General features: G+C 59.6%; 19 protein-coding genes. 9 read left to right on the top strand and 10 right to left on the bottom strand.

All coding sequences use genetic code 11. The features are described 5' to 3' along the window. Nucleotides 1-31: 31 nt before the first annotated feature. On the top strand, nt 32-1,024 hold the full coding sequence (locus tag M0D64_RS06160) for a helix-turn-helix domain-containing protein (RefSeq protein ID WP_266256986.1): 993 nt from the start codon (nt 32-34) through the stop codon (nt 1,022-1,024). A gap of 18 nt (nt 1,025-1,042) precedes the next feature. On the opposite strand, the gene M0D64_RS06155 is transcribed toward M0D64_RS06160, so the two are convergent. Then, entirely contained in the window at nt 1,043-1,645 is a 603-nt protein-coding gene (locus M0D64_RS06155; protein WP_266238989.1) for a phosphatase PAP2 family protein, read from the bottom strand. Nucleotides 1,646-1,921: 276 nt separating this feature from the next. Here M0D64_RS06155 and M0D64_RS06150 point away from each other — a divergent pair, with 276 nt between their 5' ends. Beyond that, nucleotides 1,922-2,746: a GNAT family N-acetyltransferase gene (locus M0D64_RS06150; RefSeq protein ID WP_308101845.1), complete on the top strand. Its 825-nt coding sequence runs from the start codon at nt 1,922-1,924 to the stop codon at nt 2,744-2,746. Between the two features lie 96 nt (nt 2,747-2,842). Here the strand turns inward: M0D64_RS06150 and M0D64_RS06145 are convergent, their stop codons facing one another. The 6 genes from M0D64_RS06145 to M0D64_RS06120 all read right to left on the bottom strand — a co-directional run bounded on the left by M0D64_RS06145 (nt 2,843) and on the right by M0D64_RS06120 (nt 6,652). Beyond that, nucleotides 2,843-3,148, bottom strand: coding sequence for a panthothenate synthetase (locus M0D64_RS06145; RefSeq protein WP_154559182.1), 306 nt, complete (start codon nt 3,146-3,148; stop codon nt 2,843-2,845). 94 nt (nt 3,149-3,242) lie between these two features. Further along, a complete protein-coding gene (gene arsH / locus M0D64_RS06140) occupies nt 3,243-4,007 on the bottom strand; it encodes an arsenical resistance protein ArsH (RefSeq protein WP_266256985.1) in 765 nt (254 codons plus the stop codon). Continuing rightward, nucleotides 4,007-4,429 carry an arsenate reductase (glutaredoxin) gene (gene arsC, locus M0D64_RS06135; RefSeq protein ID WP_266238987.1) on the bottom strand — a complete coding sequence of 141 codons (423 nt, stop codon included), beginning with the start codon at nt 4,427-4,429 and terminating at the stop codon, nt 4,007-4,009. Before arsC ends, arsH begins: the two co-directional genes overlap by 1 nt. A 20-nt stretch (nt 4,430-4,449) precedes the next feature. Next, entirely contained in the window at nt 4,450-5,529 is a 1,080-nt protein-coding gene (arsB, locus tag M0D64_RS06130) for an ACR3 family arsenite efflux transporter (RefSeq protein ID WP_154559179.1), read from the bottom strand. Next, on the bottom strand, nt 5,526-5,852 hold the full coding sequence (locus M0D64_RS06125; RefSeq protein ID WP_168435605.1) for a helix-turn-helix transcriptional regulator: 327 nt from the start codon (nt 5,850-5,852) through the stop codon (nt 5,526-5,528). The genes arsB and M0D64_RS06125 overlap by 4 nt, the downstream gene beginning before the upstream one ends. 161 nt (nt 5,853-6,013) lie before the next feature. After that, nucleotides 6,014-6,652: a methylated-DNA--[protein]-cysteine S-methyltransferase gene (locus M0D64_RS06120; protein WP_168435604.1), complete on the bottom strand. Its 639-nt coding sequence runs from the start codon at nt 6,650-6,652 to the stop codon at nt 6,014-6,016. Between the two features lie 213 nt (nt 6,653-6,865). Here M0D64_RS06120 and M0D64_RS06115 point away from each other — a divergent pair, with 213 nt between their 5' ends. From M0D64_RS06115 to M0D64_RS06105, 3 genes are all read left to right on the top strand, one after another. Beyond that, entirely contained in the window at nt 6,866-8,236 is a 1,371-nt protein-coding gene (locus M0D64_RS06115; RefSeq protein WP_266256984.1) for a leucine-rich repeat-containing protein kinase family protein, read from the top strand. Nucleotides 8,237-8,298: 62 nt separating this feature from the next. Then, the gene (locus M0D64_RS06110; RefSeq protein ID WP_266256983.1) at nt 8,299-9,261 is read left to right on the top strand and encodes a substrate-binding domain-containing protein; all 963 of its coding nucleotides are present in this window, start codon (nt 8,299-8,301) and stop codon (nt 9,259-9,261) included. A 213-nt stretch (nt 9,262-9,474) separates the two neighbouring features. Beyond that, nucleotides 9,475-10,347: an ABC transporter substrate-binding protein gene (locus M0D64_RS06105; RefSeq protein ID WP_154559175.1), complete on the top strand. Its 873-nt coding sequence runs from the start codon at nt 9,475-9,477 to the stop codon at nt 10,345-10,347. Nucleotides 10,348-10,413: 66 nt separating this feature from the next. Here M0D64_RS06105 and M0D64_RS06100 read toward each other — a convergent pair whose 3' ends face one another. Further along, complete coding sequence (locus tag M0D64_RS06100) at nt 10,414-11,256, bottom strand: transposase (RefSeq protein ID WP_266256982.1); 843 nt, start codon at nt 11,254-11,256, stop codon at nt 10,414-10,416. Between the two features lie 53 nt (nt 11,257-11,309). Then, the gene (locus M0D64_RS06095; RefSeq protein ID WP_154559174.1) at nt 11,310-11,618 is read right to left on the bottom strand and encodes a hypothetical protein; all 309 of its coding nucleotides are present in this window, start codon (nt 11,616-11,618) and stop codon (nt 11,310-11,312) included. Between the two features lie 331 nt (nt 11,619-11,949). On the opposite strand from M0D64_RS06095, the gene M0D64_RS06090 reads away from it, so the two are divergent. The 4 genes from M0D64_RS06090 (at nt 11,950) to M0D64_RS06075 (ending at nt 14,033) form a co-directional block, all read left to right on the top strand. Further along, a complete protein-coding gene (locus M0D64_RS06090) occupies nt 11,950-12,261 on the top strand; it encodes a hypothetical protein (RefSeq protein ID WP_154559173.1) in 312 nt (103 codons plus the stop codon). Next, the gene (locus M0D64_RS06085; protein ID WP_154559172.1) at nt 12,254-12,463 is read left to right on the top strand and encodes a hypothetical protein; all 210 of its coding nucleotides are present in this window, start codon (nt 12,254-12,256) and stop codon (nt 12,461-12,463) included. Before M0D64_RS06090 ends, M0D64_RS06085 begins: the two co-directional genes overlap by 8 nt. Before the next feature lie 597 nt (nt 12,464-13,060). Then, nucleotides 13,061-13,297: a hypothetical protein gene (locus M0D64_RS06080; RefSeq protein WP_266257009.1), complete on the top strand. Its 237-nt coding sequence runs from the start codon at nt 13,061-13,063 to the stop codon at nt 13,295-13,297. 136 nt (nt 13,298-13,433) lie between these two features. Continuing rightward, complete coding sequence (locus M0D64_RS06075; RefSeq protein ID WP_266256981.1) at nt 13,434-14,033, top strand: transglycosylase SLT domain-containing protein; 600 nt, start codon at nt 13,434-13,436, stop codon at nt 14,031-14,033. A 205-nt stretch (nt 14,034-14,238) separates the two neighbouring features. Here the strand turns inward: M0D64_RS06075 and M0D64_RS06070 are convergent, their stop codons facing one another. After that, nucleotides 14,239-14,619 (bottom strand): DUF4148 domain-containing protein, encoded by a 381-nt coding sequence (locus M0D64_RS06070; protein WP_266256980.1) that lies wholly within the window; start codon nt 14,617-14,619, stop codon nt 14,239-14,241. Between the last annotated feature and the right edge of the window lie 49 nt (nt 14,620-14,668).

The following is a 14,668-nucleotide window of genomic DNA, read 5'->3' as shown; positions in this document are numbered from 1 at the left end:
TGCAGACAACAAGACTGCGCGGGGGAAAGCTTTGACGACCGATTCCGTGGCCGGGGACGCGGCGCCCTCGGCGTGCATTTACAGCCACTTTGATACGCACCGCGAAGCACCGCGCGAGCAACTGCCCGCGTGGCGGGACCGTCTGGGCCACTTTCTTGACGTGCCGATCTCGCGCTGGCAACTGGCCGATGGTTTCAGCGGCACGATTGACAGCTACAAGGCCGCCGATCTGACGTTCATGGATTGTCGTACAGACCCGGTATCGCAGGCGCGATCCGCCGCGCGCATTTCAACCGATTCGGTCCGCCAGTTCGTTTTTCATGTGGCCGTCGAGGGCAGCATCGAGACCGGAACGGGTCTGTATCCGAAGCGCAAGGCGCTGCAAACGAGGCCGGGCATTCTCGCGCTGGATATGAACCAGCCGATGCATATGGTGCGTAGCGCGTGCCGTGTGCAGGCTTTTTTTCTGCCGCGCGCGCTGGTGGAATCCGTCCTGCCGGAAGCGGAGTCGATTCATGGCAGCGCGATCGAATACCACTCGCCGCTCGCGCGCATGATTCCGGGCCATCTCGCCGACCTTACCCAGAACCTGCACAAGATGAATGGACCGGAAGCGTATCGCGCGATGCGGACCTGTGCGTTGTTGATTGCGGCGGCCTTCGGCAAGGAGGCGCGTCTAACCGGCAACGCGCGCGCGGCCGCTCGCACCGCTATGTTCGCGACGGCGCGCCGCTACATCGAAGCCAATCTGGGGCAGGCGGATCTCACGCCGGAGAGCGTGCTCGCCGCGTCGCAACTTTCCCGGCCCACGTTGTATCGTCTCTTCGAACCCGAAGGTGGATTGGCTGCCTATATTCGCAACCGGCGGCTGCGTGAGGCGGCCGATGAACTGCATCGCTACCCGGGGAAGGCGATCGTCGAGATCGCCTATGGCGTGGGCTTTAATAGCGCGTCGGATTTCAATCGCGCGTTTCGTCGTGCGTACGAGATGTCGCCGAGTGATTTTCGGGCGCTGACCCGGTAGACGCGGTTTCACAACGCCCTATGAGGACAACCAGCCGCGCTCGATCGGCCACGCCAGCAGCTTGCGGTACACCGTGACAAGGCTGCGTGTCATCGTCGCGCCTCCCACTCGCCACAGCGGCGCGATCAGCAGGAACGCCACGCACGCCACGGCGACGGCGCCAACCATGTCAAGCGGGAAGTGGACGCCGACAAACACGCGCGCCCAAGCCACTGCAAGTCCGGACAGCAGGATCGCCATGCCGTAGCGCCTCACGCCGCCCAGCAACAGGGTCAGCGCGATGGTGGCGAAGAGGGTCCCGTGGTCGCTGGGGAACGACGAGTCGGGCGTGTGCTCCAGGAACGTATGGCCGATTCCGATCACGAATGGCCGAGGGTGCGGCCAAACCAGACCGATAATCTGACTGAGCCCGAGGGCGAGCATGGCTACGCAAAATGCACGCACGGCGACTTCACGCTGACGCGCATCGCCGAAGAGCCATATCGCGATCAGCGACAGTGGCACGAGATAAATGACGTAATCGGCAATCATTCGCGCCATGTCGATTTGCCAGGCGGGTGTCGATGGCGTGGCGTTGATCATCAGAAAGAGCGCCTGATTGAACGCTTCGAGTGTATTCATGCGGTGAGGTTTTTGAGGGACGTGTGATGAATCGCGCCCCCGATCTTAGCGGGCCAGGCTTAGGGGAAGCTTAGGCGCGGGCGGAAACGATTGACAGAATCGTCCGGCGCCGGGCCGTGTAATCTGTCGATGCATGTCGGCAAACATGCCGCCGGCATAGGCAAACATCAAACGAAGCCAGGTGGCGGCCACTGCGGTAGCCGCTATGCTTCAGGCGCAGTGAGCGAGGCGATCGTGATGAACCTGGACGAGCACCGTGATTTTATCGTACGCACCATGTCGGCCGACGAAGTAGCGCTGTCGGTCGAATGGGCTGCGGTGGAGGGATGGAACCCCGGCCTGCACGATGCCGAATGCTTTCGCGCCGGGGACCCTAACGGTTTTTTCATCGGAGCGTGGCGCGGCGAACCGGTTGCCTGCATTTCCGCGGTCGCTTACGGCGAGCACTTCGGCTTTATCGGCCTGTATATCGTGAAGCCGGCGTTTCGCGGCAGAGGCTTCGGCATGCGCGTCTGGCAGCACGGCATGGATTATCTGGGTAACCGCAATGTTGGGTTAGACGGCGTCGTCGCTCAGCAGGCGAATTACAGAAAGTCCGGCTTTCGGCTCGCGTATCGCAACATTCGCTTTCAGGGTGTCGTTCAGGCATCCGTCCAGAACGCGACGGGTTCGAACATTTTGAATGCGTCGGCGCTGCCGTTCGAACGGCTGCTTGACTACGATCGCCAGTGCTTTCCCGCCGCGCGTGAGCGTTTTCTCGCGACATGGCTGGGCCAACCGGACGCCACGGCGCTGGCCGCAGTTCGTGACGGTCAGGTTGCAGGATACGGCGTACTGCGTCGTTGCAGAACGGGATGCAAGATCGGTCCGCTCTTCGCCGATAGCGACGAGATCGCGAGCGATCTGTTCGATGCGTTGGCGGCGCGCATGCCGGGCGAGGTCATCGTCCTCGATGTGCCGGAGACTAATCCCGCTGCCGTCGCGCTGGCCGAGCGGCATGGCATGACAAGCGTCTTTGAAACCGCGCGGATGTATACGCAGAACCCGCCCGCTCTTCAAATCGAACAGGTATTTGGCGTGACGTCATTCGAACTCGGGTGATCGGAGCACACGTCGGCGCCTTTGCGTACGTTGCCGTCTGGGGTGCGTCTTATGAACCGCAGACGGCAAGTCCATCGTTTGATACGAACGTATACGCTACTTCCATTTTGAGCCGAGATTCTCCAGTCCTGCTTTCATCAGGTCCTGCGGCAACATGACGACGCGGAACTCGCAGTCGGCGTTGAATTTCAGAAAAAATGGTTCTGCGAGTGCGGGAATTCCCGATGGATCGTCGAGGTTCACGATGAGTACCGCGCCACGTGTTCCGTTCTGCTCGGTGAAGTAGGCAGCTTCCGGTTTTATGTCTTCAAGTATTCGCCCTATCACTTCGCCGGCAGTGCCATCGCGCACTAGCGTGTTGAACGGTTCGTGCGGAATACGTACGTTGAGTAGCATGCGCATGTCATCCTCCTGGTTGATGCCCAAAGGGCATCTTAAGGATAGGAGCTTTATGCGCTGCGAGCGCCAGGGTTAGCACTGCCGAGTGCCGCCGTCCTCATTCTGTTTCGCTGTCGTCGGTGTCGGCATTGGCGCTCGCTGCTTCATGAACCATCGCGTTGGCCGCCAACGCGCTCGCCAGTTCCGGATGCGCTTCCTTGCGTTCACTGTAGCGATCGGTCAGGTAGTCCGAACGGTCGCGCACCAGCAACGTGAACTTGTACAACTCCTCCATCACGTCAACGACGCGATCGTAGTAGGCGGAGGGTTTCATCCGGCCGTCGGCGTCGAATTCCTGATACGCCTTCGGCACCGACGACTGGTTGGGGATCGTCACCATCCGCATCCACCGGCCCAACACGCGCAACGCGTTGACGGCGTTGAACGATTGCGAACCGCCGCATACCTGCATCACCGCGAGCGTGCGTCCTTGCGTGGGGCGCACGCCACCGCTTTCGAGCGGCAGCCAGTCGATCTGATTCTTGAACACCGCCGTGAGCGTACCGTGACGCTCCGGGCTGCACCACACCTGTCCCTCCGACCATTCCGACAGTTTGCGTAGTTCGACGACCTTCGGATGATCGGCCGCTACGCTGTCCGCGATCGGCAGACCGTGCGGATCGAAGATGCGTGTTTCAGCGCCGAATTGGCGCAGGATGCGTTCGGCTTCGAGCGTGAGCAGTTTGCTGAACGAAGTGGGACGCAACGACCCGTACAGCAGCAGAATGCGTGGGGCGTGCTGCGAAACCGCGTGCGGTTCGAGTTTTTGCAGATCCGGCGCGTGGAAATGTGGGGCGCTGATGTTAGGCAGATTCCCGGGCATCAACGAACCCTCCGTCCTGCGCTGTCAATCACCTGCTCACCGTCCTCTTTGATAAACGCCCCCTGTTGCGCTGCGGGCAGGATATCGAGAACGACCTCGGACGGTCTGCATAGACGCACGCCGAGCGGGGTGACCACAATTGGGCGATTGATGAGGATCGGATGCGCCAGCATCGCATCGAGCAATTGCTCATCGCTCAAGGACGCCTCCGCGAGGCCGAGTTCGGCATACGGCGTGCCTTTCTCGCGCAGCATGGCGCGCACGGTGAGCCCGGCGCGTTCGATCAGGTCCTTCAGCGTGGCCCGATCAGGCGGGTTCTTCAGATACTCGATGACCTCCGGCTCGATGCCGGCATTGCGAATCATTGCGAGCGTATTGCGCGAGGTGCCGCAATCCGGGTTGTGATAGATCGTAACGCTCATACACGTTGTCCTCGTTGTCCTCATTGTCCTTTAACGCTGTGTTTTGCCTCGTACCAGTGCTGCGAACGATTGACGACGCCGACCACCAACAGCATCACCGGCACTTCGATCAGCACGCCGACCACCGTGGCAAGCGCCGCGCCCGAATGAAATCCAAACAGGCTGATCGCCGTGGCCACCGCAAGCTCGAAGAAATTGCTTGCGCCGATCAGACTCGACGGACCTGCAACACAATGCGCGACGCCAAGCCGGCGATTGAGCAGATAGGCGAGGCCGGAATTAAAGAACACCTGAATCAGAATCGGCACCGCGAGCATCGCGATGACCAGTGGTTCCTTGACTATTGCCTGCCCCTGGAAGGCGAACAGCAATACGAGGGTTGCCAGTAACGCGCTGATCGAATAGGGCGCGAGATGCGCGACCGCCTGCTGGAAATACGCGTCGCCCTTGGCGAGCAGATGGCGGCGTAGAAATTGGGCGAGGATGACGGGGATGACGATGTACAAGCCGACCGAAACGATCAGCGTGTCCCATGGCACCGAAATCGCCGACAAACCTAGCAGGAGGGCAACGAGCGGCGCGAATGCCACGATCATGATGGCGTCGTTGAGCGCCACTTGCGATAGCGTGAAATACGGGTCGCCCTTGCAGAGTTGCGACCAGACGAACACCATCGCCGTGCAGGGCGCGGCGGCAAGCAGAATGAGACCGGCGATATAGCTGTCGAGTTGATTCGCAGGAAGCCATGGTGCGAACACATGCCGAATGAAAATCCAGCCGAGCAACGCCATCGAAAACGGTTTGACGAACCAGTTTACAAACAAGGTCACGCCGATGCCACGCCACTGGCTTTTCACCTGCGTCATCGCGGCAAAATCGATCTTGACCAGCATCGGAATGATCATCGCCCAGATCAGCACGCCAACTGGAAGATTGACCTGCGCAACTTCCATGCGGCCGATCGCCTGAAAGAGTTGCGGAAGCAGTTGCCCGACCAGGATGCCGCATACGATGCACAGCGCCACCCAGACGGTCAGGTAACGCTCGAAGAATCCGATCGCCGGCCGTGCGCCGCGCGCCACTGTGCTGGTGGTACTCATTTTTCGCAGCAGCCGGGGAGATCGCTCGCGGCGCATGGTGCGCCGGCGCAGCAGTTTTCGGTCAGGAAGCCGATCAGGCCTGTCATCGCGTCGAAATTCGCCGAATAGATGATGAAGCGCCCGTCCTGCCGGGGTGTCACCAACCCGGCATGTGACAGGTCTTTGAGGTGGAAGGAGAGGCTTGATGGGGAAAGTCCGAGCTGCTGCGCGATTTCACCGGCGGCCATGCCATCCGGCCCAGCGACGACCAGCAAACGGAAGATCGCCAGCCGCGATTCATGAGCGAGCGCGCCAAGGGCGCGTACAACAAGGTTCGAGTCCATGGCCGAACGATACGCTGATCGTTTTCACATTTCAAGTATTGTTGAAATGATATGACCGATGAGCGCATAGGCGAGCGAGGCTTGGTTGCATTAGGTGATGTGGCGCATCAGGCGGCGTTGAACGCCGCCTCGTGATGTCACGACCGTTCCATCTAATCCGCTCAGTTGCCGAACAACGAGTGCTGCGTCCCACGGCTCGGCGCCGGGCGTGCTGGTTTCACCGGCGCTTCCCGGACGACCGTTCCCGGAGTCGCGCTTGAAGCAGCAGCCGCTGTGGCAGTCGCAGCGGCATTCGAATCCGCAGCCGCTTCCAGCGAAGTCTGCCCGGCTTCGAGCGACAGAAGAAACATCTTGTTCGCCAGTCCGCCGGCAAAGCCGGTCAGATCGCCGGACGCGCCGATCACGCGATGACACGGCGCCACGATGGAGATCGGATTTCTGCCGTTCGCCGCGCCCACGGCTCGCACCGCGTTGATGTTCCCGATTTGCGTAGCGATGTCCGAATAGCTGCGCGTCTCGCCGAACGGAATCGTCAGGAGCGCCGCCCAAACTTTCTTCTGAAAATCCGTTCCCTGGAAGTCGAGTTCGAGGTCGAAGCGGTCTCTCGTCCCTGCGAAATATTCGTTCAATTGCCGCTCGGTTTCGATCAGGATCGGGCGCTCATCCGCCTCGATCATTTCCGGCAAGCGCACCCGGTTCGGCTTGTCGTTTTCCCACAGAATGGCGGCGAGCCGATTGCCGTTTGCCACGAGTTTCAGCTCGCCCACGGGCGAATTCATTAACTTGTATGCGTATGTCACTTTGCTGGGTTCCTGACTGGCTGGAGACTGAGATGGCTTCATGCGAGGCTGCGAACGCGCTCTGCCATGGCTCCGATACCTGACAGCTTAACCCTCGCCCTCGCGGAGGTCACGCCGGATCTTGCTATCCAATTCCGCGCGCGGCCCGCGACTCAGTAGAATTGATACCCTCGGCGCATCGCTCACTGGCAACCGGAACTCTTCTCTACGACTGTGACAACCACCCTCGAACAACTGCGAGCCGGACAACTGGCGGGTACTCGCCGACTCAAACTGGCGTGCGGGCTGAGCGAATTTCCACGCGAGATTTTCGATCTGGCCGATACGCTGGAAATTCTCGATCTATCGGGCAATGCACTCTCGAGGCTGCCCGATGATTTGCCACGGCTGCGCAAGCTGCGAATCATTTTTGCGTCTGACAACCCTTTCACTGAATTGCCGGAAGTCCTTGGGCAGTGTTCGCAACTGAGCATGGTCGGCTTCAAGGCGAACCGCATTCGCAAGGTGTCGGGTCAATCGCTGCCGCCGCTGCTGCGCTGGCTGGTTCTCACCGACAACGAGATCGAAGCACTGCCTGCGGAAATCGGCGCTTGCACGCAACTTCAGAAGTTGATGCTTGCCGGTAACCGGTTGCGCACACTGCCAGAGGAATTGGCCGCCTGCTCGCGACTCGAACTGCTGCGTCTCGCGGCGAATCAACTCAGCGGGCTGCCTGCGTGGCTGTTGCGTTTGCCACGGCTTTCCTGGCTGGCGTTCGCCGGCAATCCGTTCAGCGAAGCGCTGGAGACGGCGGCGCTTACCGATACGCCGATTGCCGATATTCGATGGGATGAGTTGAGACTCGAACAGCGGTTAGGCGAGGGCGCCTCCGGTGTCATTTATCGTGCCGCGCTTCTTGCTCGTCATGAACATGCGAAGAAGCCTGTGGCCGTCAAGTTGTTCAAGGGTGCGGTGACTAGCGATGGATTGCCGGACTGCGAGATGGCGGCCTGCATTGGTGCCGGCGATCATCCGAATCTGATTCCGGTGGTGGGCAAGGTGAAGGACCATCCGGCGGGCGCGCATGGCCTGGTGATGGAATTGATCGACCCGCAATTCACGAACCTTGCCGGACCGCCGAGCCTCGAGTCATGCACGCGCGACGCCTACGATGCCGACACGCGCTTCGAGTTGGCCTCGGTGTTACGCATTGCATACGGCATGGCGTCGGCAGCGTGTCATCTGCATCGGCAAGGTGTGATGCATGGTGATCTGTACGCACACAATATTCTGCACTGTGGGCAGGGCCGCGCATTGTTGGGCGATTTTGGCGCGGCGTCGTTCTATGCGACTGATGATCGAGACTTCCGCTCCGCGCTGCAGCGGCTGGAAGTCAGGGCGTATGGTTGTCTGCTCGAGGAGTTGATCGACCGATGCGACTGGGTGGACACGAAAGCGGACATTGCGGCGAAGCTGGTGGCGTTGAAAGAGAATTGCCTGAGCGAGGAGATCGGCAGCCGGCCGCTGTTCGACGAAATCGCTGCCGTTTTGCGGCAGCTAACGTGCGCAGGCGATCGGGACGCGGCAGCGTTGGCGGCGGTTTGATCCGTCGTCCGTGTGAACGCAATGTAGCCGCTTCGTCTGTGTAGTCCAAGGAGAGAAAATCAATGACGCAGAGGATGCGCCGCCGCGTGCTGGTTGCCGGCACGCTTGCTGCGGCAGGCCTGACAGGTACGGCTCGTGTCGATGCCGTGCAGGGCGGCAAACTGAAGCTCGCCCTCGTGTTGAAGTCGGTGACTGATCCGTTCACGGTAGCTATGGCGAACGCTGCGCAGAATTATCAGAAGCACTTTGCGTCGCAGTTCGGCTTGACCATTCGCGGCACGGCAACGGAGAACGACACTGCCGCGCAGATCCGGATGGTGGACGAGTTGATTAAAGCGAAGATGAACGCGATCGTCATCGCGCCGACTGACTCGAAGGCGCTGACAGCGATCGTGGCGCGGGGGATCAAGGCCGGCATCATCATGGTCACGATCGATAACCCGCTCGATGATGCGTCGCAGGATGCCGCCCACATCTCCGTGCCGTTCGTCGGTCCGAACAATCGCAACGGCGCAAGGCAGGTGGGCGATTATCTTGCGGGGCGGCTCAAGGCGGGCGACCAGGTCGGGATCATCGAAGGCATTTCCGCCGACCGCAATGCACAGCAACGCACGGCCGGCAGCAAGGACGCAATGAACGCGGCCGGCATGAAGATCGTCGCGATACAGGCAGGCGACTGGGACTATGGGAAAGGACGGGACGCTGCGTCGAAGATGTTGGGTGACTATCCGCAGATCCGTGCGTTGATGTGCGGCAACGACAATATGGCGATGGGGGCGGTGGATGCCGTTCGCGATGCGGGGAGAACCGGCGGTGTCTATGTCACGGGGTATAACGGCAGCGACGCGCTCAAACCGCTGCTCGCCGACGGCCGCGTGCTCGCGACGATGAACCAGTTTGCCGATCGGCAAGCTGTGTTCGGCGTCGACGTGGCATTGAAGGCGGTCACTGAACATAGAAAGCAGAGTGAATTGTCGCGGGTCATTGAGACGCCGCTGCAACTGGTGACTGGCGTGAATCACTGAGGTAAAAAACTCATTGCTCGTTGCGCGCACATAGCGCCGACCAGGATTGAAAAAGCAACAAAAGAGACGGCGACAGGAATCTCCCGCACCAGCGGGAAAACACGGTTTGCCAGCATGCATCGGGCATGGCACGATGGGAGGCCGTTCAGGTGGGAGCCTGTGCGAACATGCGTCGATCCGGACGCATCATTCCGTGTCAGGAAATCACCATTTATGCATCGCAGGCGCTTTGTACTGGCTGCGCTGGGTGCTGCAGGCGTCACAGTCGGCGCGCGCGCCGTGTCGGCAGAACCCTTCGATATCGTCTATCCGCGCATTCGTCCTGGCGGCGATGTGCATGCCGCATTTGCGCTCGCTGTCCTCGATCTGGCGATGAGAACGGCGAATGCCGCCTACACGGCGCGGCAGGCCGAAATCGTCATGGAACGTGGCCGTGCGCTAGCCGAGCTTGCGAACGGCCACAATACGATCAATCTGCACTGGACGAGCATGGAAGCGACGGCCGAACGCGGACTGAACGTGGTCCGGATTCCAATCCATCGCGGGTTGATTGGCTACCGCGTGTTCGTCATAAGAAAAGACCGGCAACGGGATTTCGACAAGGTCGAGCGCTTCTCTGATCTGAAGGCATTCACATGTGGTCAGGGGCTAGGGTGGATCGACGTCGATATCCTGAAAGCAACGGGTCTGGATGTTCAGACTTCGACTTACGAAACGATGTTCCAGATGGTCCAGAGCGGGCGCGTCGACTATTTTCCACGAGGTGTTGTCGAAGCGTTCGCCGAACTCGAGGGTCGCCAGCACCGTGAGCCTGATCTGGTGGTCGAGAATCGTTTGATGCTGAAGTATCGGTCCGATTTTATTTTCTATGTCGCGACGGGCCACGAAGCCTTGGCGAAGACGATTGAGAAGGGACTCGTGCAGGCGTATCGCGATGGCACTTATTTGAAACTGTTCAACTCGCATCCCTACATTCAGGATGCCTTGGCGCGCACAAAGCCCGCGTTCCGGAAGACCTTCCGGCTGGACAATCCCTACCTCTCAGAAGCGGACCGCAGAATTCCGCACGACTACTGGATGAGCTGACGCCGCCGCGGACTGTTGCTCCATTGCGCCTGCGCAACTCTCACGGGCACGGCGCCGATGCGTTGCTCACCCGGACCGGACTTTCCGTTGCCACGAATCGCACTTCACGGCGTTGACATCATCTCTTGCGACGTCGCTTTCCTCATCGATCCACCGGCGGGCCCATTCGAACGCGTACTGCTGCGCAGCCTCGAAGCTCGTGAAGCTCGGACCGATAAGCCCGGAACGGGCGACCCGCCGCGCGTCCCGCACGATCTCGGCCCATCCACGGAACCGGGCGTTCGCCACCCGATCGGCCGCAACGTATATGACGTAGCCACGCGGGTCGGATTCGCGCTTGCCTTGCGAGGCGAGGCCCATCCATGGCGAGGCGGGCCGGTGGATGGATCGAGGGGTGTTCATCGGGGTGCGGGATTCGACACGATCAGGCACATCATGCGAAGAATCCTGGAGCTGCTGTGCGACTTGAGTGAACGTATCCACGGCATGGGGTGGCCGGCGTGCGCCGTGCGGTGTTTGCCAGGACGCCTGACTTGTCCAGAACACCTTGCGAAGGCCCTCGTCCCTGGATTGACGGTCGATGGAGCGCGGCTGGATATGCTGCGGTTCCAGCAGTCCATCCGGACCGCAACGGAACGTGCGACCGCGGCTCGAAAGAAGCCTGTGCATTCCCGCAAGGGCGCCGTTCGTACGCCACTTTTCGAACCGTGACCGGCACGTCGGCACCGACGGATAGATGTTCGGTAATCTCGACCAGGGTTCGCCGGTCACCAGTACCCACAGCACGGCATTCGCCACGAGACGAACTTGCGCGCGAGGCCGGCCGCGCTGCCCATGAACGATGGCGTCATCCGACAGAACGGGCGCCAGCAGAAGCCACTCTTCGTCACTGATTTCATTGAACTGCACGCAGTTTCCCCCCATACCAGTTGCGTTACGCGGGTTCGATATCCCCGTTCGCGCTACCCGCTGTTCATCGCCCACGTTGTCATGGCCGATAGAACAAGCAGGTCTTCGACGCAATCCGATAACTCGCAGAGTTCCTGAAATGACGCGGCGTTGGTGTCATGCAGATGGTGTCGTCGGAGATCGCGTAGCGCGTTGCCGAGGCGCCGGATGGCCTCGGGATCGCTGTTCGTCAGTGGCCAGCCTTTTAACAGATACGTCAGCGGCACGACGCTTCTGCTTTCGCACCACAGATCGAACAGGTGGATGCACTTCGCGTTGATATGCTCAACCGCGTTTTCTCGCTCAGACAAATACGGAACCATGGCCACACTCGGGAACAGGACGATTGATGTGTCTTCATCCTATGTGGACAGTTATCGCGGCGCTGTCAGGACATCAAGAAAGATAGGCCGGTCGATGCTGAACTTCGTGTCAGGAAATCCTTATGCGCTGCTTGTGTTTTCCCTGTTGATTCGGCTCAACGGTAGTCTGAACTGACCCACTATGCGATCGGATGCCGCCTCGCCGCCGAATAACGGAAGCTGAATTGATCAGCGCAGCGGTTGGATTAGGGGAATCCTGACATGCGAATCAGCCTTTCCTTAATGAACTATCCGGCGCTCCCGACGGAACCTCCGCTTCAGGCACCTTACGATGACTTCACTTGCATCATGGAGTGCGGACATCGTGGCTGAAAAATCGTTGCGTGGGCTGGTTGGAAAGCTGCTTGGTACTGAATGCCGCCAGTCGGTCCGCGTGCTGTCGATACACCGCTCACGATCTGGCCGGACTCGTCGTGTGTGCCTCGAAGTGCAACGGCCGGGTGGTTCGCTCGCGCTGTTTTTCTTTCGTCACAGCGATGGGATCTGGCATGTGTTTCCGCCCGGAGACGCTCGTCCTTCGATGAGCGCCGCCGTGTTGCCGCAGAACGGCGAGGCAATGGCGAAGGAGGCAGCGCATGGCTGAAGATCTGTCGAATGAATTTTCGCCGGACGAAGCAGGTCTGCGTGCATGGATGTTGGCATGGTACGACCATGCCGTTTCGGTCGGTTTCCTCCACCCGCCGTTCACCCTGAACGACGGGATGGCTGAACGGCTTGAGGGTTATTTCAGAGTGGGACTCACGCCGGCCGAAGGTGCGGAAGCATTTTTCGGCGTCGCGCACTGACTTCGGCACTTCAATATTCCGCAAGGCACGCCGACCTGATCCGCGACTTCTACGCCCAGCTTAGTGACGAGCATAGCCTGGATAATTCGCACGTTATTGCGGCAACCGGCGTGGTGGGCTCAGGGCGGGTAGGGAGCAGAGACGAAGTGTGCATGCTGTGCCAGGAATCAAGGCGTTACTTGCATGCCGCAGTCGCGGTTAAACGCCCCTGTTCAGGTCCCCATTTTTTGCCGCTTGATTGGCTCGCCGTGGCCGTGCGGTCCCCACAGCTCACGATAAAGCTCTGATGATTCTCGTGTTCGCAGGGCGCCGCCACATAGGGATAGTCCCAATCCCACAATACTTTACGTAGGGTAAGTTTTGCACTAGTCTAAACTGTACAAGCGGAAAACATAATGATCATCATCGAAATTCGATGAATCGAAAAAGACCAGGGTCGATTGTTGGCGAAAGTCCGATCTTCGAACCTTGGCCTGCTGTACGTGAGCTCGGCGTAGTGTTCCCGGCAAATTTCGCGTACCAGGGGGAAGGGGACTATCTGTCGGTATGGAGGCAAGCCAAATGAGCCCAATGACATTGAATTCCGCACCGGAGCGTGTGAGATTCGCGCAGCAATCGCTTCGTTCTGTGGTGGAGAAATGGCTTAGGCCAACGCCGGCCGCACCTGCCCGAGTGAGCGACTTCAGTCGAATGGCAATCGGCGGCACGCGCTTCGTGCGCGTCGAGGTGTCGCGACAGGAGCGACAGGTTTCCTTCTTGTTCTTCCGGCACATCGACGGTACGTGGAATGTTTTTCCGCCAGCTACACCGCGTCCGGTGACGAAATTCTATTGAATGATGCCTGTGCGGGCCAAACGCCTGGACGGCCGTCATTTGAGTGTGTCAGCGACGAAAGTGTCCGTCAATGCAGCCCCGTGCCTACCTGGGGAATGCTCTCGGTGCGCGGTGGGAATTTTCAGGAACATAGACCATGTTTGCGGACCTGAGCGAAGATTTAATTGATTGGCCACGCGCTATTGCGCACCGCTTCCGCGGTATTGTCTTCGCGGCAATTGTGGTCTTCGGGTCGCTAGCAGGACTGTGTTATGGCGCTGATTCGCAGGTTTTGCAAACGCCCACTCACACTTTCGACGCGCCCCAAGAGGGCACGCCCACAGCAGAGGAAATCGCAACTGTTGTGAGCGCCCGCTTTCATATTGGGTTGCCCGAGGCATTGGAAATCGGTCACGCGGTGCTGAACGCAGCCAGGCGCTACACAATCTCGCCGTTCTTGTTACTAGCAGTGATCGCGGTCGAATCTAGTTTCGACCGATTCGCGATAAGTGTGGTTGGCGCCAAGGGACTCATGCAAGTGCTTCCATCTAAGCACAGAGACCGCGTCCTTCGCACGTCCGATTTGACTGACGCGCGCACGAATGTCCAAATCGGGTCAGAAATTCTTCAGAACTACATAAGAGCGGCGGATGGAAATCTCGAGAACGCGTTATATCGCTATAGCGGCGGCGCCAGGGGCTATGCGCGACGCGTAGTCGATCACATGAGCACAATGAAAGCGGATCTCGGTTTGTAGTCGCGGCTTGGTTTGGGATCGACTGATGGCGTTCAAGAAGTAAGAGTGAAAGACCATGAGCATCTGAAAAAACCATGAGCTTCGTACCCTTGCACTTCTGCAAGTTTTTCTCGTCGTGCCGTGCCAGGCAAACTAACACGGCACACGAGAAGTTAGCACGGGGCGTTTATGAAACCACTTCTGGCGTAGCACGGTGGCTTGTGGCTCAAGAGCCGAAGAAAATATCGCAGAAGCTGACAGGGCCGACGCAGGTCGACGGATTCGAGGGATGCATATCTTGTTTTTTGTGGCCGGAATCGCTCGTGCCTTTCATTTCGGCGCCCATGCCGCTGTCGCTTTTTTGCTGCTGGGCTGTGGCGGCTTGCTGTTCAGCGTCCTGGCCGGCTACTTTCGCCTCCGCAGCCTGGATATCGGCAGGATAGGTCGCGTCATCGCTGGCCGACGGATTGTATCCGGCCTGTTCGAGCCTGATGAGGTCGGCGCGTACCTGCGCTCTGGTGAGCGGGACGGATGCTGACTGCGCAAAAGTCGATGTGGAGATGACGACCGCACTGAGCGTCAGTGCCAGCAGGGTGAGCTTTTTCATGATTGTGACTCCTTCCAACAAAGACCCCGGTTTGCCGGGGAACTAGTGA

The sequence above is a fragment of the Paraburkholderia sp. WS6 genome, from assembly GCF_030464835.1.
Taxonomy (GTDB): domain Bacteria; phylum Pseudomonadota; class Gammaproteobacteria; order Burkholderiales; family Burkholderiaceae; genus Paraburkholderia; species Paraburkholderia madseniana.
Note: the sequence above shows the minus strand (reverse complement) of the source record. Positions and strands in the feature narration are given on the sequence as shown.